The sequence below is a fragment of the Mesorhizobium sp. Pch-S genome (genome assembly GCF_004136315.1).
Lineage (GTDB): Bacteria > Pseudomonadota > Alphaproteobacteria > Rhizobiales > Rhizobiaceae > Mesorhizobium.
In genome coordinates, this window is record NZ_CP029562.1 from 1,321,654 (window position 1) to 1,339,070 (window position 17,417).

Sequence of the window (17,417 nt, forward strand, 5' to 3'; positions counted from 1 at the left end):
CCAATGCCGCTCGCTCATTCCCCATCAACGGTTCCGGTCGTCGTCGACGAGGCGAAATGCATCGCCGACAAGGGCTGCACGGTCTGTGTCGAAGTCTGTCCGCTGGATGTGCTGCGCATCAGCGAGCTGACCGGCAAGGCCTACATGAAATTCGACGAATGCTGGTACTGCATGCCTTGCGAAACCGACTGCCCGACCGGCGCGGTCACCGTCAACATCCCCTATCTGCTGCGCTGACATGACCCAGTCCGACCCTTTTGAAGATTTCGGAGACGTCGCGGAAATCGCGCGGGGGCTGCACAACGCGGATGCCGCGGTGCGCCGGCTGGCCGTCATCGACCTTGCCGAGACGGCCGAGCCCGAAGTGGTTTCCCATCTCGTCGCCGGTGCCGAAGACGCCGATGCCGGCGTGCGGCTGGAGATCGCGCTCGCCCTGTCCGGTTTCGACGGCGTGGAAACCGCGGCAGGGCTGGCTCGCCTTCTGACCGATGAAGATCGCGCCGTCGCGCAGGCGGCGGCCGATGGCCTGGCTGAGCTGAAGGAGCCGGCGGCGGCGGCCGCCATCCTGCCGCTGACGGATCACGAGGCGACCTTCGTCCGGGCCGAGGCGTTTCGCGGATTGAAAGCCCTGCGCTCACCCGCCGCGCTCGGCGCTGCACTTGCCGCGCTCAAGGATCCGGAAGCCGCCGTGCGCATGCAGGCGCTCGGCGTCGTCGCCTACCTGAAGCTGGACGAGACCCTGCCTTCGCTCATCGCCGCGACACATGATCCCGACGCGACCGTCAGGGCAACTGCCGTCAGTTCGCTCTCCTTCACCAGCCAGCCCGCGGCGGCGACCGCCGTCAACGCCGCACTGAAGGATGTCGACTGGCAGGTGCGGGCCGCCGCGGCGGAGACACTTGGCCATCTCGGCTTCGCGCCGAGCCTCGACGGGTTGCTCGCCGGGCTTTCGGAAGATTTCTGGCAGGTCAGGCAGAAATGCCTCAACGCGCTCGGCAAGCTGAAGGCGCAGGCGGCGGTGCCGCAGATCGTGGAGCAGCTGTCGAGCGAGATCGCACTGCTGCGCAAGGAAGCCGCCGCGGCACTCGGCGAGATCGCTCATCCCTCCGCGCGCGAAGCCCTGCTGCAGCATGTCTCCGACGGCGACCCGGACGTGCGCAAGACCGTGCGGTGGGCGCTCACGCGGATCGGCTGACAGGTAGCGACCCCTTCTCCCCCTGCGGGAGAAGGTGGCTCGGCGCGCAGCGCCGAGACGGATGAGGGGTGCTGGAAGAAACGAGACCGTGCAACGTATTACACCTGCATCGCTCTCTCTGTATTTGGAAAAGAGGCGCTCCGTCCAACACCCCTCATCCGACCTCGCCTGCGGCGAGGCCACCTTCTCCCACAAGGGGAGAAGGATCAGCCAACGCCGCGCGGACCGGCTGAAGTCAGCCGCCCTTAGAGACCATCTCGAGCAGCAAATGCGGCCGCTCGATGCGGATGTGGCGCGGCGTCACCGTCACCAGCCCGTCGCGCTGGAAACGCTTCATCATCATCGTCACCCACTGACGCGTCGAGCCGACCATGGCCGCGATCTGGTCATGCGTCACCCTGGCGTTGATGATGATGGCGCGGCCGTCGCGCACGCCGTGCAGCTGGCCGAGATTGGACAGGAACTGCGCCAGCCGCTCGATGACCGAACGTGTGCCCAGCATCTGCGCCATGGCCGAATAGCATCTTCCCTTCGCCGCAAGCCCCTGCAGCAGGCAGACGGCAAAGTTTGGCATCTCGACGATGAGCGTGCGCAAAGCCGCTGACGGCAGGAACAGGATACGGCAGTCGCTCAAGGCCTCGCCGGACCAGATGTGGACGCCGCCGCCGCTCAGTTCGGGCCCGCCGATGAAATGCCCCTTGGTCCAGTAGGCCAGCGTGATCTCACGCCCGGACGGTGCGGTGTAGAAGACGCGAACCCGGCCGCCGTCGATGATGAAGATGCCGCCATGTTCCTCGCCCTGCGTGAAGATCGGCTGGCCGGCGGTGAATGCGAGCTGCCGGCAATTGGCTCGAAGCCGCTCCAGCTCATCCGGTTTCAAGGCGTCGAGAAAGTAGGCGCCCTCGTTGAGACCCTCGACACTGTCGCTGAGAAACAGCGATCCGTCCCCGGGCAGCACCACCGGATCGGGCAGGGAAACAGCTGGCCTCGAAGCGGCGCGCCTGGCGCCGGGCGTGGTCACTTGCAGGTCGAGGCTCATGAGGCAGCTCCAGCGGGTGGCCTTTGATCGCCAGCAAATTAGATAAATGCGATAGACTTAGAAGAAATATATTTGCGGCTTTGCGGCCTGCCGTAGATGGAACCTGACGCGAGAGGCCGTTCCGGCACGCGGAAGCTTCCGGCAGGGCCGGAAATCGGCCCTCGGCGGTGGATCCCTGGCCCGGTGCCGCGCAACTAATTGCTTCAGCCGCCGATGACGCCCCCCAATAATCCGATGCGACAACGGCCGCATCGCCGGCAATCAATCGGGGGTTCAACCTATGACATTGCGCTTACATCTTGCCGCACTCGTACTCGCCGCGTCCGCGCTGGTTTCGACGGCCGAGGCCGAGACGATCCGGGTCGCCATCGGCACGCAGGACACCACCATCAACACGGCGACCGGCGGGCTTTTGATCCGCGAACTGAAGCTGCTCGACAAATATCTTCCGCATGACGGAAAATACGCGGGCGTCAGCTACGACATCCAGTGGAAGAACTTCACCAGCGGCGCGCCGATCACCAACGAACAGATCGCCGGCAAGCTCGATTTCGGCGTGATGGCGGACTTCCCGGGCTCGTTCAACGGCCTCGCCCACATCAAGGCAGGGCGCAAGAGCATCTTCATCACCGCCCTGCAGGGCAGCGTCGGCGGCAGCGGCAACGGCATCGTCGTGCCGGTACAGTCGCCGATCCAGTCCTTCTCCGAGCTCAAGGGCAAGACGATATCGGTGCCGTTCGCCTCGACCTCGCACGGCATGCTGCTGCGTGCGGTGAAGGAACAGGGCTGGGATCTCGAAAAGGACGTCACGATCATCACCCAGGCGCCGGAAGTCGCCGGGGCTGCCCTCAAGGCCAACCAGATCGAAGCGCATGCCGATTTCGTGCCGTTTGCGGAGCTGTTCCCCTGGCGCGGCATCGCCCGCAAGATCTATGACGGATCGCAGGCAAAGACGCCGACTTTCCACGGCGCGCTGGTCGATGCCGACTATGCGGCCAAATATCCCGAGATCGTCGTTGCCTATCTGCGCGCCGCCATCGAGGCCGACCAGCTGATCGGCAAGGAGCCGGAAAAATACAGCGAACTGATCGCCAAGGTCACCGGCGTCGATGCCGAAGTGGACTATCTTTTCCACGGGCCGCTTGGGCTGCAGACACGCGACCTGACCTGGAAACCGGAATACCGGCAGGCCGTCGCCACCGCGATCGACACGCTGGTTCTGTTGAAGAAGGCTGACCAGACCTATGACGTCAACAGCTTCATCGACGACCGTTTCATCCGGGAAGCCTTCAAGCAGTCCGGCCTGGACTACGAAGCAGCGCTCAAGAACTATGCGCAGCTGCCGCTCGACGCCAAGGACGCCGCCACCGGCGAAGTCATTACCGACCCGAAGCGCGTGGCCGAGGTCTGGGTTGCGGGTGAGCCGCTCGTGCGCCACTACGCTTCCGCGCAGAACGCATTGAAGGCGCTGAAATCGGTCGAAAGCGAAGGCAAGACGGCACGCGTCTTCTATGCCCAGGATCGCGAGAGCGGCATCAAGCTGCTGGGCGCCCAGGCCTGGTTCGTGCGCGCCGACAATGGCGAGGTCGATGCCTTCCTGCTCAAGGAACGGGCGGAAGCCTGGGCCAAGGCACATGGCGGCAGCGTGCAGGACTTCGCGACGGCCAAGGCCGCCGTCGTGGCCAGCAACTGACCGGCATGGAGCGCGCAAGCACCGGCCGCTGGCTGCGCCGCGCCGCATCGCTCGCCATCTGCCTGGCCTTCTGGCAGGTGGCGTCGCGGTTCAAGCTCGATCTCGGCATCGTGACGTTCCAGAACGTGCCATCGCCGGTCGACGTCGCGCGGGCCGGTCTGGATTTCCTGCAATCGCCGCGTTTCGCGACGCATGTGGCAAGCAGCGTGAAGCGGGTGCTGGCGGGTTTCGCGCTTGCCGCGCTGATCGGCATCGCGCTGGGGCTCGTCATCGGCCGGTCGCGGCGTCTGCGCGACTTCCTGCAGACACCGCTGGAGATCCTGCGCCCGATCCCGGCCGTCGCCTGGATTCCGCTGGCGGTGCTGATGTTCCCGTCATCGGAACTCTCGATGATCTACATCACCTTCACCGGCGCGCTGTTTCCGATCGTGCTCAACACGGTGCACGGCGTCGAGCATGTCGATCCGCGCCTGATTGCCTCGGCGCGCAGCCTGGGCAGCACCAGGGCGGCGATGCTGTTCGAGGTCATCCTGCCGGCGGCGGCGCCGAACATCGTCACCGGCCTGGTCATCGGCATGGGCACCTGCTGGTTCTGCCTGGTGACCGCGGAAATGATCTCCGGCCAGTTCGGCATCGGCTATTACACCTGGGAATCCTACACCCTGCAGAACTATCCCGAGATCATCGTCGGCATGATCCTGATCGGACTGCTCGGCCTGGGCAGCAGCCTGCTGCTGCGCGCCGCAGGCAAGGCGGCACTGCCATGGCACAGGCAGGAGAATTCGCGATGAACGCCCATTCGCGCGACGTCGGGGCAGCCGCCGGCCACATCCGCGCCGATCGCGTCACGATCCGGCTCGGCGAAGGCGCCGGCGCCTTCGAGGCGGTGAGCGAGGCGAGTTTCGAGGTCCGCCCCGGCGAATTCGTCTGCCTGCTCGGTCCCTCCGGCTGCGGCAAGTCGACATTGCTCGGCGCCATGGCCGGCCACATCAGACCAGCCTCGGGCACATTTTCCGTCGACGGCCATCCGATCGACGGTCCGCATCCGGAACGCGGCATCGTCTTCCAGCAGCACACCCTGTTTCCGTGGAAGAATGTCCGCGACAATGTCGCCTTCGGTCTGAAGATGCGTGGGGTGAAGCGCGGCCCGCGCCGGCTCGAGGCAGACAGGATGCTGGAGCTCGTCGGGCTCGCCGGCAGCGCCGACCGCTATCCCGGCCAGCTTTCCGGCGGCATGCAGCAGCGCGTCGAGATCGCCCGCGTGCTGATAAACCAGCCGAAGCTGCTGTTGATGGACGAGCCGTTCGGGGCGCTCGATGCGCTGACCCGGCTGCGCATGCAGGAATTGCTGCTCGACATCTGGGAGCAGTTCCGCAAGACCATCGTCTTCGTCACCCACGACATCGATGAAGCGCTGCTGCTCGCCGACCGCATCATCGTCATGCAGGCACAGCCCGGCCGCATCCATGAAGAGATCCGCGTGCCTTTCGAGCGGCCGCGCTCGACCGACATCATAACCTCGGGCACGTTCATGCAGCTGAAGCAGCATTGCCTCAGCCTGCTGCATGGCGACCGGCGACAGGACACCTTGACCCGGCTCTCGCCGCTCGGAGCTGTCCGCGCCGCCAAGGCATGAGGCGCGCGTCGCCTTCCGACACATGCCGAAGCGGCTTGATCGCTGCCGCATTCGGTCCGATGATCCGCGCCCGGAGGACGCATGATGGAACATCGCATCTATTCCACCAGCGTGGCGAGCGTCTATCGGCTCTACGTCGCGAAGGTGGAAAGAAAGGGACGCACCCAGGCGGAGGTGGATGAGGTCACCCGCTGGCTGACCGGCTACAGCCAGCAGGCGCTGGACGAGCAACTGGCGAAGAATACGAATTTCAAGGATTTCTTTGCCCAGGCGCCCCAGCCGAACCCCTCGCGTTCGCTGATCACAGGCATGGTCTGTGGCGTCCGGGTGGAAGAGGTCGAAGACCCGCTGATGCGGGAAATCCGCTACCTGGACAAACTGGTCGATGAACTCGCCAAGGGCAGGAAGATGGAGAAGATCCTGCGGGCATAGCCCGCAGCATCCTGCTGACCGTTCTGGCCGAACCCGTCGGGAACGGGCACGGCCTGTCACCCTGCTCACTTCCTGGTGGCGTTGATCTCGGGCTTGTCCATCAAGGATGCTTCGAGACCGTATTTCCTGGCGATGGTCTCCAGCGTGCCGTCGGCCTTGAGTTCGGTGAGCGCCGCGACGAAGGCCTTTGCCAGCTCGGGCTTGTCGACCGAGGTATAGGGGCCCATCGGAACCTTGTCGCCGACACCGGCCTGCAGGATCATCCAGTCCTGATGGCCCTTGCTGAGGATGAAGGCAGCCTGTTCGGTCGAGACGACCTCGGCAGCGTCGCGGCCCGACTTCAGCGCGAGATCGGCATCCGGCACCGAGCTGTAATAGCTGATGGTCAGCGCCGGCTTGCCCTTGTCGGCGCAGTTCTTCACCGCGAACTCGCCGACCTTCACCGTATCGGTGCCCTTGAGAACGCCAATGCTGCCGCCGCACAGGGCGTCGATGTCGGGATATTTGTCCTTGTTCGCGGCCTGGATGATGATCGCGTTGGACGAGGTCGCATAGTCGGCGAAGGTAACAAGCTTCTGGCGCTCCAGCAGGTCGCTGGTGCCGCCGGCGCCGGCATCGAAGCGGCCGCCGCCGACACCGGTGATCAGGCCTTCCCACTTGGCATTGACGATGTTGGCCTTGATGCCGAGCTTTTCGGCCACGGCATTGAAGACGTCGACTTCCAGGCCGGTGGTCTTGCCGGCCTCGTCGATCCAGGAATAGGGCGGATAGTCGAGCACCATCGCCACCGTGATCTCGCCCTTGGACTTGTAGGGCTCAGGCAGCAGATCCTTCGCGCTTTCGGCAAAGGCGGAAACGGCGGTGCCGGCGATGATCGCCGCCGACAACACAGTCGTCCTCATGAATTTCGTCAGACAGCTCACAGTCTTCATCAATTTTCCTCCCAGGTAGACGATGAAACCCCAACAACCCGGCAAAGCTCCGCCCGTCCGCCAAAGCGGGGGTCGGAATCGTTTCCAGAATTTGCCAAATTGCCTATGCGTTCAGACGCAAGCAGTGGATGAGGGGCGTTGCGATATAGCGTCCGGAAGCCCCGCCCTCCAATGCAGAGCCCCTCCGGGTCACACCATCACGTTGACAACCCTTGCGGACCTATCGAATTCCGCGCCCCCATAGCTTATGCGTTTGCATAGAGCGTTTCCGTTTTTCACAGAAACGCGGAAACGCTCCAAGTTTTTGTTTTCGACGCATTTTTGTAACGCCAAGTCATCCCACTTGGCTAAAAAATGCTCCAGTGGCACATTGCTAACATCAAAAAGTGATTATTTGCAACGTGCATTGTTGAAAAAAATGAATGAAACGATTGTGACGGATCGGCGAGCGCTTTCATGGTGACGTTCAAACAGCTCGAAGCCTTGTACTGGATCGGCACGCTCGGCAGCTTCGAGGCGGCCGCGCAGCACCTCGACACGACGCAGTCGGCGATTTCCAAGCGCATCCAGGAACTCGAGGCGAGTTTCGGTGTCTCGGTGTTCGACCGCAGCCGCCGCGCCGCCCATCTGACGCCGAAGGGCGTCGAGATGCTGGAGCTTGCCGCCGGCCTGCTCGAACAGCGCACGCGTTTTGCCGAGCGCTTCAGCGCCCCTGACCTGATCGAGCGCCGGCTGCGCATCGGCGCGACCGAAGCCTCGGCCATGACATGGCTCGGCCGCTTCGTCGGCAGCCTGCACCAAGCCTTCCCGAAGGTCTCGCTGGAGATCGTGGTGGATTCGGCAACCACGCTCACCCAGAAACTGGCCGAGAGCCAGCTCGATCTTGCCGTGGTCCCGGACGGCCTCACCGATCCGCGTTTCCAGGCCGTTCCGGTCGGCTCGTCGCAATGGTGCTGGGGCTGCGCGCCCGGCCTTGTCGAGGCCGACAGGAAACATCACCTCAGGGACCTCGCCGAACATGCGATCCTGCTGCGCCCCGACTCGGCGTCCGAGATGCTGGTCGGCACAACGCTGCGCTCGGCCGGGCTTGCCACCACCAGGATTATAGCCGTTCCCGATTTCCTGTCGCTGGTCAGCCTGACCGTCGGCGGCCTCGGCGTCGCCGCCATGCCGACCTTCCTCTTCGACCAGGGCTTTGCCGGTGCCGCGCTGGCCCGTATCGACACGGTGGAACCGGTGCCGGACCTGCAATATCTCGCAGTTTTTCCGGCCGCCGACACCAGCCCGATCCTGGCTTCCGTGGTCACGCTGCTCAAGCAGACCTGCGATTTCTCCAAGGCCTACCAGGCTCGGGACGTGGCGGTCGAGCCGAGCTAGTTACGTCGGCATTCTTCCTTCTCCCCTTGGGCCCACAAATGTTCGAGGCGCGACTTGCCTTCTCCCCTTGTGGGAGAAGGTGGCTCGGCGCACAGCGCCGAGCCGGATGAGGGGTGCTGGACGGAACGCTGCTTTCCCATTTTACAGACAACCAACTGTTATACGTACATAATCCTTCTCTTCCTCGTTTCTTCCAACACCCCTCATCCGGCCCTTCGGGCCACCTTCTCCCACAAGGGGAGAAGGGGACGCCACGTCTGCGCATTTCACAATTCATTCTTTTTTTTCCACAATCATTCTTGCAATAAATCTCTTTTAGAAATACTCGTAAAGCCAGATCACGGCTGACGGGTGCGCACGGTGCGCGCTGACCGGCCAACGTTTTCGGCTTTGCGACATGGACAGTTTTCCAACCACGGCACCCAGGATTTCGCTCGTCATCGGCAATCCAAAGCCGATGTCGCGCACCCGCACGCTTGCCGAGCGGTTCACCGACGGGTTGATCGCACAGCCCGGTCGCGATCGGGTCGTGATCGACCTGGCCGAACAGGCCGATGCGCTGTTTCCGCCAAGGACCGAGTTGCTGGCGCCACTCTACGAGCGGCTGAGCGGCAGTGACCTGGTGGTGGTCGCCTCGCCGACCTACAAGGCGAGCTATACCGGGCTCACCAAGCTGTTCTTCGACCAGATGCGGCCCAACGCGCTGCAGGGCGTGGTCGCCATCCCGCTGATGACCGGTGCAAGCGCGGCGCATTCGCTGGCCGTCGATTTCCATCTCGCCGCGCTGCTCAGGGAGCTCGGCGCGATCGTGCCGACCGGCGGCGTCTATTTCATCGTCAACGAAACCGAAGACCTCGAGGCAGCCGTGAACGCCGCGATCGCCAGGCAGCGATCGCAGCTGGCGCTGCTCAAGGCGCCCTGGGGAGGCAAGCATGCTGGAAATGCCATCGATGGTCGCTAGGACCGCGCCTGAACCGCACCTGTTTCGCCAGGCGCTCGGCCATTATGCGTCGGGCATCACGGTGATCGCCGGTGTCGCCGACGGCCTGCCGGTCGGCTTCACCTGCCAGTCCTTCTACAGTGTCTCGCTGGAGCCGCCACTGGTGTCGTTCAGCGTCATGCGCACCTCCGGCAGCTGGCCGAAGATCCGTGCCAGCGGCGCCTTCTCCGTCAACATCCTGTCGGCGCGGCAGCGCGAGGTCTCGAACGCCTTCGCCCGCTCCGGCACCGACAAATGGAGCGGCGTCGACTGGGCCCACAGCGGCTTCGGCAACCCGATCATCGCCGGTTCGCTCACATGGCTCGATTGCACGCTGTTCGAGGAATACCCGGCGGGCGACCACACCATCGTCGTCGGCCAGGTCCGCGAGATGGCGTCGATCAACGCGGACGAGGACCACGAGCCGCTGATCTTCTTCAAGGGACGCTACGTGAATTCGATGTGAAGCCGGCGGCACAAGCCGGCTGACAGACCGAGACGGGAGGACGACCGATGACCGCAGCAAAGCGCCAGCTCAAGCTGGCGCTCTTCATGAACACGACCGAATATGCCTGGCTCTACGAGAAGGCGCGTTCGGAGAGCGAGTTCGACTTCGCCTTCTACCGCGACCTCGCGCAGATGGCCGAGCGAGCGAGGTTCGATGCCGTCTTCCTGGCCGACATCGTCGCCGTCAACGACCGCAACCGCGGGCTCGAAGCGGCCGGCCACATGGGCAACGCCGTCGTCTACGAGCCGCTGACCATGCTCGGCGCGCTGTCGGCGGTAACCGAGAAGATCGGCCTCGTCGCCACCGCCTCGACGACCTATCACCAGCCCTTCCACATCGCGCGGATGATCGGCAGCCTCGACCATCTGTCGAAGGGCCGCATCGGCTGGAACGTCGTCACCTCGCAGGGAGAATCGGAAGCCGCCGCCTTCGGCCTCGACGCGCAGCTCGACCCCGGTTTCCGCTACGACCGCGCCAGCGAATTCGTCGACCTGGTCTTCGACCTGTGGAACAGCTGGGAGGGTGACGCCTTCCTGCGCGACAAGGCTTCCACGCGCTATTTCGACCCGTCGAAGGTGCATCCCGTCGACCACCGCGGAAAGCATTTCAAGGCGCGCGGCGCGCTCAACGTGCCAAGGCCACCGCAGGGCCGGCCGGTGATCTCGCAGGCCGGCTCGTCGGAAGCCGGCTTCGAGCTCGCGGCCCGCACCGCCGACGTCATGTTCTGCGCGCCGGGCTCGCTCGAACGCGGCAAGGCGTTCTCGGCCAACATCCGCGAACGCATGGTGAAATACGGCCGCGGCCCGGACGAAGTGGCGATCATGCCCGGCCTGTTCGTCGTTGCCGGCGGCACCGAGGAAGAGGCGCGCCGCAAATATGCCGACGCGCAGGCCGCGACGCCCGACAGCTTCAAGCTGCAGAGCATCGACCGCTATCTCGGCGGCGTCGGCGCGCTGGAATGGGACCTCGACAAGCCGATCCCGACAACAGCCGAGGAAGGTGCGGCCCGCCTGCGCCGCCGCGTCACCTTCGAGATCGATGGCCGCCGCATGACGGCGCGCGAACTCGGCGACCAGATCACCTCCTGCTACGGCCACATCACCTGCATCGGCGCCGTCGAGCAGGTCGCCGACACGATGGAGACCTGGCTGAAGGAGCGCGCCTGCGACGGCTTCACATTGTTCCCGCACTACTTGCCCGGCAATGCCCATGACTTCGGCCAGCTCGTCGTGCCCGAACTGCAGCGGCGCGGCATCTTCCGCAAGGAATACGAAGGCTCAACCTTCCGCGACCATCTCGGCCTGGCGTCGCCGCAGCATCCGGCGTCCGACCGGAACGCGGCGCGGCTGGCCGGACAATAACGACAATGAACATCGACCCCACCCGGTTTCGATCGCCGCCAAGACGATCGGGCGGATAAGGGTGCGCGCGTGGAGGAGGAGAACATGAGCGCAGTGATACCGATCAAACCGATGCGCGGCGCCGAGGGCGTGGCAGCGTATCTGCCGCCGCTCGACCAGAACGGCGTCGTCACCGCAGCGAGGCGCCCGCGCCTCGGCCAGATCGCTGCCAGCATCGTGCTGCTGGCGCTGCTGGCCGCCTTCGTCTGGACGGTGGCCGTCAACAAGAACATGCACTGGGACGTCGTCGGGACCTACCTGTTCCACCCGCTGATCCTGAAGGGCGTGGTCTCGACGCTGCAGCTGACGATGCTGGCGGTGCTGCTGGCCTTCGTCACCGGCGTGGTGCTGGCAGCGATGGGGCAGTCGCGCAACCCGGTGCTGTCGACCTTCGCCGCCTTCTACATCTGGCTGTTCCGCGCCCTGCCGCTGCTGGTGCAGATCGTGCTGTGGTTCAACCTGGCGCTGCTGTTTCCCGAACTCGGCATCGGCATTCCCGGCACCTCGCTCTATGTCGGCTGGAACACCAACCACGTCATCACACCCTTCACCGCCGCGATCCTGGCGCTGGCCATGCACGAGGCCGCCTACATGGCCGAGATCGTGCGCTCCGGCATCCTTTCGGTGCCGCAGGGACAGACCGAAGCGGCCCTGACCATCGGCATGACGCGCGGCGAGGCGCTGCGCCGCATCGTGCTGCCGCAGGCGCTGCGCGTCATTATCCCGCCGATCGGCAACCAATTCATCATGGTGCTGAAGGCGAGCGCGCTGGTTTCGGTGATCGGCGGCGGCGACCTCCTGACCGCCGCGCAGAACCTCTACGCCGTCAACTACGAGGTCATCGCGCTGCTGCTCGTCGCCTCGGCCTGGTACATGGTCATCATCTCCATCACCAGCGTCGGCCAGCACTATCTCGAAAAGCGGCTGAGCCGCTCCGAACGCAATGGCGCGGGCGCCCCCGCCGCCGACACGGAGGTTTGAGCATGGAACCGGCCATCCGCATTCACGGACTGCGAAAATCCTTCAAGGGCGTCGAGGTGCTGCGCGGCGTCTCGCTCGACGTCGCGCCCGGCGAAGTCGTCTGCATCCTCGGCCCTTCCGGCGGCGGCAAGAGCACGATGCTGCGCTGTATCAACCAGCTCGAGACCTTCGAAGCCGGCTTCATAACCGTGCATGACGATCCGGTCGGCTATGCGCGACGGACCAATGGCGAGCTGGTGGAGGCGAGCGAGCGGCACATGGCCGGCCAGCGCCGCCGCATCGGCATGGTGTTCCAGCAATACAATCTGTTCCTGCACCTGACCGCGCTGCAGAATGTCACCGAAGGCCCGGTCAAGGTGCTGGGGCAGAACCGCGCCGCCGCCGAGAAGCGCGCGCGGGAGCTGCTGGCATCGGTGGGTCTGACCCGCCACGCGCACAAATATCCGAGCCAGCTGTCAGGCGGCCAGCAGCAGCGCGTGGCGATCGCGCGTGCGATGGCCATGGAGCCGGACATCCTGCTGTTCGACGAGCCGACCAGCGCACTGGACCCGGAATGGGTCGGCGAGGTGCTCGACGCCATCCGCAACCTCGCCCGGTCCGGCATGACCATGGTGATCGTCACCCACGAGCTGAACTTCGCGCGCGAGGTCGCCGACCGCATCGCCATCATGGCCGACGGTCAGATCATCGAATGCGGGCCGGCCGCCGATGTGCTCGACCGGCCGAGTTCGGCCCGCGCGGAAGCCTTCGTGCGGCGGCGCAACTGAGCGCACGCAAGATCATAGCGGCCTGAGGCAACGGCGCTCGCACTGGGCGCCGCCATCCGCAGCGACGCCAACAACGGAACCATCACGATGCACCAGAAGCTGTTTAGTCTGTCGCTGAACGGACAGGGCCACCACCCCGGCGCGTGGCGGCTGCCCGGCGCCAGGCGCGAGCGCGCCGTCGCCCCGGATTTCACCCGCGACCTGGCCAGGCAGGCCGACGCGGCCGGCTTCGATCTGCTCATCGTCGAATATCCGCCGCGCCCGACCACGATGCCGGCGCCCGACCGGCAGGAGGCGGTGCATTTCGAGGCGCTGTCCGTCGCCGCATCGCTGGCCGGCGTGACGGGAGCGATCGGTCTCGTCGCGCCGGTTTCGGCGGTCTACAACGAACCCTTCAACATCGCGCGCCAGTTCACCGCCTTTGACCATCTGTCGAAAGGCCGTTCCGGCTGGCTGCTGGTGCCGGGGCTGGACGAGGCCGACCGCCCCAACTTCAACCGCCTCGACGGCACTGACAGCGCCTTCCACGACACCCGCTCGGCGGAGTTCTCCGACGTGGTGCTGGAACTGTTCGACAGCTGGGAAGATGGTGCACTGGCGCTGGACAAGGCGGAATCGATCTTCGCGCATCCCGGCAAGGTGCACGTCATCGACCACAACGGCCCGCATTTTTCGATCAGCACCTCGATGAACGCGCCGCGTCCGCCGCAGGGCCATCCGGTGGTGCTGATGTCGCCGCAGACGCGCGCCGACGAAACCACCGCGGTGACCCGGGCCGATGTCGTGCTGCTGTCCGGCGGCCGCGAGGAAATCTCGGCGCGTGGCGCTGCCCTGAAACAGGTGGCCGCTGCCGGGGGACGCGGCCACCTCAAGGTGTTCGCCAACCTCGCCACCACGCTGGCCGACAGCGATGAAGAGGCACAGGCACTGGCCCGGCAGCTCGACGGGCTGGGATCGCCGATCAGCGGCGTCGAACATTTCATCGGCACAGCAAACGGTCTCGCCACCTATCTGGAGACCTTCGACTGCGACGGCTTCAACCTGATGCCGTCGGTACTGCCGGACGGGCTGGCGCCGCTCTCCGCCCTGCCCCGCAAGCCAACCACCAACATGACATTGCGCAACAGGCTGGGCCTGCCCCGCCCCGCCGGACGGAGGAGCTGACATGGCAACGCGGAAGATGCACATCCTGCTCTGGCTGCAGAATCTCGGCCACAACCTCGCCGCCTGGCGCCATCCGGACTCGCGCACGCAGGATTTCCTCACCGTCGACTATCTGCGCGATGTCGGCAGGCTGGCGGAATCCGGCAAGCTCGACATGGTGTTCATCGAGGACGTGATGTTCACCCGCGAAAGCGGCGGGCGCTATTTCGGCGAAGTGTCGATCAATTCGATGGATCCTTCGATCATCATCGCGGCGCTGTCCTCGGTCACCGAGAAGATCGGGCTCGCCGCCACCTATTCGACGACCTATCACGAGCCGGAGGTGCTGGCGCGCAAGTTCGCCACGCTCGACCATCTGAGCAAGGGACGGCTGGCCTGGAACGTCGTCACCTCAGACCCGCGCGTGGCGCGCAATTTCGGCGCCACGCTGCATCCCGACAAGGAGCTGCGCTACCGCAAGGCAGCCGACACGATCGCGGCGATCAAGGCGCTGTTCGATTCATGGCGCGACGACGCCCTGGTCTTCGACCAGGCCGGCGGGCGTTTCTACGATCCGGAAAAGGTCCGGCCCGTTGCCCATAGTGGCGAGTTCGTGCGCGTGCAGGATGCGCTCGGCGTGCCGCGTTCGCCGCAAGGCCATCCGGTGTTCATCCAGGCCGGCATGTCGGAATGGGGCCTCGACTTCGCCGCGTCCTTCGCCGAAGCCGTCTTCGCCTCGGCCAAGAGCCTGGAGCTGGCGCGCGACTATCGCACGGCGCTGAAGCAGAAGGTCGCCGACAAGGGCCGTGACCCCGACGGCATCAAGATCTTCCCCGGCTTCGTGCCGATCGTCGGCTCGACCGAGGAGGAAGCGCGCCGCAAGGAGGCCTATTTCGACAGCCTGGTGCACCCACGCGCCATGCTCAACCTTTTGCGCGAACAGTTCCATCTCGACTTCTCGCAGCATTCGCTCGACGATCCGTTCCCGATCGAGACGATCATGGCCAGCGACGGCTACACCAACGGCCGCACCCAGGTGCCGCACTACCTGAAGGCGATCCGCGGACAGGAAAGCATGGCCACCTATTGCAGGCGCTACATGCGCAGCCTCGGCCATCAATACATCGTCGGCACGCCGGAGCAGGTCGCCGACTTCATGCAGGGCTTCGTCGACGGCGGCGGCTGCGACGGCTTCGTGCTGGCGCCATCGCACATCCCGGGCGAGCTGAAGACCTTCATCGAGGAGGTGGTGCCGGTGCTGCAGAAGCGCGGCGCCTTCCGCCAGGACTATGAAGGCGAGACGCTGCGCGACCATCTCGGCCTGTCGCGGCCTGCTTCCTAGGCTCGCAGGCGGTCTCAGCCGCGATAGCGCAGCGCTTCGACCACCAGCTTGAACGCCGGCGAGTTGAGGCGGCGGTTGGCGTAATAGAGATGGTATCCCGGCAGCGGCGGGATGTGATCTTGCAGGACGCTGACCAAAGCGCCGCTTTCGAGATGGGCTGCAACCTGGTCCAGCGGCAGGAAGGCCAGCCCGACGCCGGCCAATGCCGCGTCCAGGATGAGATCGATGGAATTGTAGACAGCCTGACCTTCGACGCGCACGCTCAACGGCTTGCCGTCTATCTCCAGGTTCCAGGCATAGAGCGCATTCGACGTCGGCAGGCGCAGATTGATGCAGCGCTGCCTGGTGAGGTCGTCCGGTGTGTGCGGCACGCCACGCCCCTCGAGATAGGCGGGTGAACCGACGATCGCCATTGGAATGTCTGGCGATATCCGCACCGCGATCATGTCCCTGGCGACCTGCACGCCGAGCCGCACACCGGCATCGAAATGATCGGCGACGACATCGGCAAGACTGTAATCGACGAAGATCTCGATGTTGAGGTCCGGATAGAGCGGCAGCAGTCTGGCGAGCGCCGGCGACAGGATCGTCCTCGCCGCATGTTCCACCGAGGTGATGCGGACCGTTCCCGACGGCGTCTCCCGAAATTCCGCCAGGGTCTCGATGCCGCGGTCGAGCTCGTGCAGCGCCGGCGCCAGCCGTTCGAGCAGCCGTTCTCCGGCCTCGGTGGGCGCTACGCTGCGCGTCGTGCGGGCCACCAGGAGCACGTCCAGCCGCTCCTCCAGCCGCTTGACGATCTGGCTGAGCGTCGACTGCGAAATGCCGAGACGAGCCGCCGCGCGGGTGAAGCTGCGCTCCTCGGCGACCGCCAGGAAGGCAGCCAGGTCAGCGATCTCCTCGCGTCTCATTTATCATCCTGCCAATAAATCCTAGTGGAGATTACCCGCTAATCAGATGGATCGCCACGGCCTATCTTGGCCTTGTGAATTGCAAGACAGATCAACAAATGCGGTCCCAAGGAGCAAGATGATGGGTAAAATCAGCTTCCCCAATTCGAACAACCAGACCATCGCCATGTCGGCGGTCATCAACTTCCCGGCCGGCTTCGATGAAAGCCGGACCTATCCGACCATCATCGTCTCGCATCCAGGTGGCGGTGTGAAGGAACAGACGGCGGGCACCTATGCCCGGAAGCTGGCCGAGCAGGGCTTCGTCGCCATCGCCTATGACGCGTCCTACCAGGGCGAAAGCGGCGGCCAGCCGCGCCAGCTGGAAAATCCCTACATCCGCACCGAGGATGTCAGCGCCGTGCTCGACTACCTGACGACACTGCCTTATGTCGACCAGGATCGCATCGGCGCGATGGGCATCTGCGCCGGTGCCGGCTACACCGCGAATGCCGCGATCCAGGATCGCCGCATCAAGGCGATCGGCACGGTCAGCGCCGTCAACATCGGCTCGATGTTCCGCAATGGCTGGGAAAACAACGTCAGGTCGATCGACGCCCTGCCCTACGTCGAGGCCGGCTCGAACGCCCGCACAGCTGACGCCAGTGGTGCCGCGGTGGCAACGATGCCGCTCGCCCCGATGAAGGAAGCCGATGCGCCGAATGAGGAACTGCGCCAGGCCTGGGAATATTACCATACGCCGCGCGCCGAATATCCGACCGCGCCCGGTTACGCGACCCTGCGCAGCCTGAACCAGATCATCACCTATGACGCCTACCACATGGCGGACGTCTACCTGAACCAGCCAATCCAGATCGTGGCGGGCAGCGTTGCCGGCAGCAAATGGATGAGCGACGACCTGTTTGCCCGCGCCGCCAGCACCGACAAGTCTTTCCACATCGTCGAGGGAGCCAATCACATGGACCTCTATGACGGCCAGAAATATGTCGACGAGGCCGTAGCGGTGCTGGCCCCATTCTTTACCGCGAAGCTCTCGACCGACGCCACAGCCGCCCAGGCTGCCGAGTAACAGAACGGGAGAGACA

Annotated in this window: 18 protein-coding genes; 15 read left to right on the plus strand and 3 right to left on the minus strand. The window is 64.8% G+C overall.

Annotated elements, in window-relative coordinates; genetic code table 11:
* Positions 1-3: 3 nt before the first annotated feature.
* A complete protein-coding gene (locus tag C1M53_RS06125; RefSeq protein ID WP_129411426.1) occupies positions 4-237 on the plus strand; it encodes a ferredoxin family protein in 234 nt (77 codons plus the stop codon).
* 1 nt (position 238) lies between these two features.
* On the plus strand, positions 239-1,195 hold the full coding sequence (locus C1M53_RS06130; protein WP_129411427.1) for a HEAT repeat domain-containing protein: 957 nt from the start codon (positions 239-241) through the stop codon (positions 1,193-1,195).
* 235 nt (positions 1,196-1,430) lie between these two features.
* Here C1M53_RS06130 and C1M53_RS06135 read toward each other — a convergent pair whose 3' ends face one another.
* Complete coding sequence (locus tag C1M53_RS06135) at positions 1,431-2,234, minus strand: Crp/Fnr family transcriptional regulator (RefSeq protein ID WP_129411428.1); 804 nt, start codon at positions 2,232-2,234, stop codon at positions 1,431-1,433.
* Between the two features lie 280 nt (positions 2,235-2,514).
* Between C1M53_RS06135 and C1M53_RS06140 the strand changes: the two genes are divergently transcribed.
* From C1M53_RS06140 to C1M53_RS06155, 4 genes are all read left to right on the plus strand, one after another.
* Positions 2,515-3,927 (plus strand): ABC transporter substrate-binding protein, encoded by a 1,413-nt coding sequence (locus C1M53_RS06140; RefSeq protein ID WP_129411429.1) that lies wholly within the window; start codon positions 2,515-2,517, stop codon positions 3,925-3,927.
* A gap of 5 nt (positions 3,928-3,932) precedes the next feature.
* Positions 3,933-4,718 carry an ABC transporter permease gene (locus C1M53_RS06145; RefSeq protein ID WP_129411430.1) on the plus strand — a complete coding sequence of 262 codons (786 nt, stop codon included), beginning with the start codon at positions 3,933-3,935 and terminating at the stop codon, positions 4,716-4,718.
* On the plus strand, positions 4,715-5,563 hold the full coding sequence (locus C1M53_RS06150) for an ABC transporter ATP-binding protein (protein ID WP_129411431.1): 849 nt from the start codon (positions 4,715-4,717) through the stop codon (positions 5,561-5,563). The genes C1M53_RS06145 and C1M53_RS06150 overlap by 4 nt, the downstream gene beginning before the upstream one ends.
* 81 nt (positions 5,564-5,644) lie before the next feature.
* Positions 5,645-5,995: a DUF2200 domain-containing protein gene (locus tag C1M53_RS06155; protein WP_129411432.1), complete on the plus strand. Its 351-nt coding sequence runs from the start codon at positions 5,645-5,647 to the stop codon at positions 5,993-5,995.
* A 65-nt stretch (positions 5,996-6,060) separates the two neighbouring features.
* Here the strand turns inward: C1M53_RS06155 and C1M53_RS06160 are convergent, their stop codons facing one another.
* A complete protein-coding gene (locus C1M53_RS06160; protein ID WP_129411433.1) occupies positions 6,061-6,927 on the minus strand; it encodes a transporter substrate-binding domain-containing protein in 867 nt (288 codons plus the stop codon).
* A gap of 456 nt (positions 6,928-7,383) precedes the next feature.
* Between C1M53_RS06160 and C1M53_RS06165 the strand changes: the two genes are divergently transcribed.
* The 8 genes from C1M53_RS06165 (at position 7,384) to C1M53_RS06200 (ending at position 15,424) form a co-directional block, all read left to right on the plus strand.
* The gene (locus C1M53_RS06165) at positions 7,384-8,304 is read left to right on the plus strand and encodes a LysR family transcriptional regulator (RefSeq protein ID WP_129411434.1); all 921 of its coding nucleotides are present in this window, start codon (positions 7,384-7,386) and stop codon (positions 8,302-8,304) included.
* Between the two features lie 397 nt (positions 8,305-8,701).
* On the plus strand, positions 8,702-9,265 hold the full coding sequence (locus C1M53_RS06170; RefSeq protein ID WP_129411435.1) for an NAD(P)H-dependent oxidoreductase: 564 nt from the start codon (positions 8,702-8,704) through the stop codon (positions 9,263-9,265).
* Positions 9,255-9,749, plus strand: a complete 495-nt coding sequence (locus C1M53_RS06175) for a flavin reductase family protein (protein WP_207213071.1) — start codon at positions 9,255-9,257, stop codon at positions 9,747-9,749. Before C1M53_RS06170 ends, C1M53_RS06175 begins: the two co-directional genes overlap by 11 nt.
* A 47-nt stretch (positions 9,750-9,796) precedes the next feature.
* Positions 9,797-11,152, plus strand: a complete 1,356-nt coding sequence (locus C1M53_RS06180; RefSeq protein ID WP_129411436.1) for an LLM class flavin-dependent oxidoreductase — start codon at positions 9,797-9,799, stop codon at positions 11,150-11,152.
* 84 nt (positions 11,153-11,236) lie between these two features.
* A complete protein-coding gene (locus C1M53_RS06185; protein WP_129411437.1) occupies positions 11,237-12,172 on the plus strand; it encodes an amino acid ABC transporter permease in 936 nt (311 codons plus the stop codon).
* A gap of 2 nt (positions 12,173-12,174) precedes the next feature.
* On the plus strand, positions 12,175-12,939 hold the full coding sequence (locus tag C1M53_RS06190) for an amino acid ABC transporter ATP-binding protein (protein ID WP_129411438.1): 765 nt from the start codon (positions 12,175-12,177) through the stop codon (positions 12,937-12,939).
* An 87-nt stretch (positions 12,940-13,026) separates the two neighbouring features.
* Complete coding sequence (locus tag C1M53_RS06195) at positions 13,027-14,103, plus strand: LLM class flavin-dependent oxidoreductase (RefSeq protein ID WP_129411439.1); 1,077 nt, start codon at positions 13,027-13,029, stop codon at positions 14,101-14,103.
* A gap of 1 nt (position 14,104) precedes the next feature.
* Positions 14,105-15,424, plus strand: a complete 1,320-nt coding sequence (locus C1M53_RS06200) for an NtaA/DmoA family FMN-dependent monooxygenase (RefSeq protein WP_129411440.1) — start codon at positions 14,105-14,107, stop codon at positions 15,422-15,424.
* A 14-nt stretch (positions 15,425-15,438) separates the two neighbouring features.
* Here C1M53_RS06200 and C1M53_RS06205 read toward each other — a convergent pair whose 3' ends face one another.
* Positions 15,439-16,332, minus strand: coding sequence for a LysR family transcriptional regulator (locus tag C1M53_RS06205; RefSeq protein ID WP_129411441.1), 894 nt, complete (start codon positions 16,330-16,332; stop codon positions 15,439-15,441).
* 121 nt (positions 16,333-16,453) lie between these two features.
* On the opposite strand from C1M53_RS06205, the gene C1M53_RS06210 reads away from it, so the two are divergent.
* On the plus strand, positions 16,454-17,401 hold the full coding sequence (locus C1M53_RS06210) for an alpha/beta hydrolase (RefSeq protein ID WP_129416048.1): 948 nt from the start codon (positions 16,454-16,456) through the stop codon (positions 17,399-17,401).
* The last annotated feature ends 16 nt before the right edge of the window (positions 17,402-17,417 follow it).

Bases quoted from the DNA above. Each gene is read 5' to 3' on its own strand.
- C1M53_RS06145 (WP_129411430.1), top strand. From the start codon at position 3,933: ATGGAGCGCGCAAGCACCGGCCGCTGGCTGCGCCGCGCCGCATCGCTC.
- C1M53_RS06135 (WP_129411428.1), bottom strand. From the start codon at position 2,234: ATGAGCCTCGACCTGCAAGTGACCACGCCCGGCGCCAGGCGCGCCGCT.
- C1M53_RS06210 (WP_129416048.1), top strand. From the start codon at position 16,454: ATGGGTAAAATCAGCTTCCCCAATTCGAACAACCAGACCATCGCCATG.
- C1M53_RS06205 (WP_129411441.1), bottom strand. From the start codon at position 16,332: ATGAGACGCGAGGAGATCGCTGACCTGGCTGCCTTCCTGGCGGTCGCC.
- C1M53_RS06185 (WP_129411437.1), top strand. From the start codon at position 11,237: ATGAGCGCAGTGATACCGATCAAACCGATGCGCGGCGCCGAGGGCGTG.
- C1M53_RS06175 (WP_207213071.1), top strand. From the start codon at position 9,255: ATGGTCGCTAGGACCGCGCCTGAACCGCACCTGTTTCGCCAGGCGCTC.
- C1M53_RS06180 (WP_129411436.1), top strand. From the start codon at position 9,797: ATGACCGCAGCAAAGCGCCAGCTCAAGCTGGCGCTCTTCATGAACACG.
- C1M53_RS06200 (WP_129411440.1), top strand. From the start codon at position 14,105: ATGGCAACGCGGAAGATGCACATCCTGCTCTGGCTGCAGAATCTCGGC.
- C1M53_RS06170 (WP_129411435.1), top strand. From the start codon at position 8,702: ATGGACAGTTTTCCAACCACGGCACCCAGGATTTCGCTCGTCATCGGC.
- C1M53_RS06155 (WP_129411432.1), top strand. From the start codon at position 5,645: ATGATGGAACATCGCATCTATTCCACCAGCGTGGCGAGCGTCTATCGG.
- C1M53_RS06125 (WP_129411426.1), top strand. From the start codon at position 4: ATGCCGCTCGCTCATTCCCCATCAACGGTTCCGGTCGTCGTCGACGAG.
- C1M53_RS06140 (WP_129411429.1), top strand. From the start codon at position 2,515: ATGACATTGCGCTTACATCTTGCCGCACTCGTACTCGCCGCGTCCGCG.
- C1M53_RS06165 (WP_129411434.1), top strand. From the start codon at position 7,384: ATGGTGACGTTCAAACAGCTCGAAGCCTTGTACTGGATCGGCACGCTC.
- C1M53_RS06190 (WP_129411438.1), top strand. From the start codon at position 12,175: ATGGAACCGGCCATCCGCATTCACGGACTGCGAAAATCCTTCAAGGGC.
- C1M53_RS06195 (WP_129411439.1), top strand. From the start codon at position 13,027: ATGCACCAGAAGCTGTTTAGTCTGTCGCTGAACGGACAGGGCCACCAC.
- C1M53_RS06130 (WP_129411427.1), top strand. From the start codon at position 239: ATGACCCAGTCCGACCCTTTTGAAGATTTCGGAGACGTCGCGGAAATC.
- C1M53_RS06150 (WP_129411431.1), top strand. From the start codon at position 4,715: ATGAACGCCCATTCGCGCGACGTCGGGGCAGCCGCCGGCCACATCCGC.
- C1M53_RS06160 (WP_129411433.1), bottom strand. From the start codon at position 6,927: ATGAAGACTGTGAGCTGTCTGACGAAATTCATGAGGACGACTGTGTTG.